The following is a 1,538-nucleotide window of genomic DNA, read 5'->3' as shown; positions in this document are numbered from 1 at the left end:
CGTCCTGATTGAGCGCCGAACCCTTGATGACCGCCAGCACCTGATGACCATTGCGCCGCGCATCCGACAACCGCTCCAGAACGAGGACACCCACACCCTCGGACCAACCCGTCCCGTCCGCGTCCGCCGAGAACGCCTTGCAACGCCCGTCCGTGGCAAGCCCGCGTTGCCGACTGAAGTCGATGAAGGTGTCCGGGCCGGCCATGACGGTCACGCCACCGGCGATCGCCATGGAGCACTCACCCTGACGAAGCGCGTGAGCGGCGGAGTGGAGCGCCACGAGGGAGGAGGAGCAGGCGGTGTCGATCGTGACGGCCGGGCCCTCCAGGCCGAGCGTATAGGCGACGCGGCCGGAGACGACGCTGCCGGAGATGCCAGTGCCCAGATAACCCTCGGCTCCCTCGGGGATGTCGACGATCTGGGTGCCGTAGTCGTGGTACATGACGCCGGCGAAGACGCCGGTCTGGCTGCCCTTGAGGTCGGCGGGAACGATGCCCGCATGCTCGAACGCCTCCCAGGCCGTCTCCAGGAGCAGCCGCTGCTGCGGATCCATGACGATGGCCTCACGCGGCGAGATGCCGAAGAACTCAGCGTCGAAGTCACCCGCGTCGTGGAGGAATCCGCCCTCCCGGGTGTAGCTCGTCCCGGCGTGGTCCGGATCAGGGTGGTAGATCGCGTCCAGATCCCATCCACGGTCGGTCGGGAACTCCGAGATCGCGTCCCGGCCTTCGGCGACCAGGCGCCACAGGTCCTCCGGGGAGCGGACTCCGCCGGGGTAGCGGCATCCCATACCGATGATGACGACCGGGTCGTCGCCCTCACGCCCAGGTACGAACACCGGCCGTGTGGACTCGGCTTCGGCGGTCCGGCCCGAGACCTCGGCGAGGAGGAAGTCAGCCAGGACGTCGGAGGACGGATAGTCGAAGACGAGCGTCGCCGGCAACCGCATCCCTGTTTCCGCGCCGAGACTGTTGCGCAGTTCCACGGCCGTCAGTGAATCGAAGCCCAGGTCCTGGAACGCTCGTCCCGGCTCGACCAGATCCGCCGACGTGTACCCCAGCACCTGCGCCACCTGCGCACGGACCACACTCAGAACAAGCGCCCGACGCTCCTCGACCGCCAGCCCCACCAAGCGATCGGCGAGGCCGCCATGGGTTCCGGTAGTACGCCCCTCAGCCGTACGACGTCGAGGCGCGCGCACCAAGTCCCGGAAGACGGCGGGCAGTTCATCGGGATGATCACTCAAAGCGGCGAGGTCCAGGTGGACGGGAGCGAGAGCCGCCTTGTCCGTCGCCAACGCGGCGTCGAGGAGTGCGAGTCCGTTCTCCACGGACAGAGGCAGTACTCCGCCACGGGCCATACGGTTGCGGTCCGCGTCGCCGAGGGACTCCGTCATGCCCCCGCGGCCGGTCTCGTCCCAGAGTCCCCAGGCCAGGGAGGTCGCAGGCAGCCCCAACCCCCGCCGATACTCCGCCAACCCGTCCAGATACGCATTCGCCGCCGCGTAATTACCCTGCCCCGCACCACCCACCGTCCCC

Annotated in this window: 1 protein-coding gene; it reads right to left on the bottom strand. The window is 68.5% G+C overall.

The annotated features are described in order from the left end of the window. Positions 1-1,538: beta-ketoacyl reductase (locus RM704_RS44490; protein ID WP_311593549.1), on the bottom strand; the 1,538-nt coding region annotated here is incomplete at both ends.

It is taken from the genome of Streptomyces gottesmaniae (genome assembly GCF_031845845.1).
GTDB classification, from domain to species: Bacteria; Actinomycetota; Actinomycetes; order Streptomycetales; family Streptomycetaceae; genus Streptomyces; species Streptomyces akebiae.
Note: the sequence above shows the minus strand (reverse complement) of the source record. Positions and strands in the feature narration are given on the sequence as shown.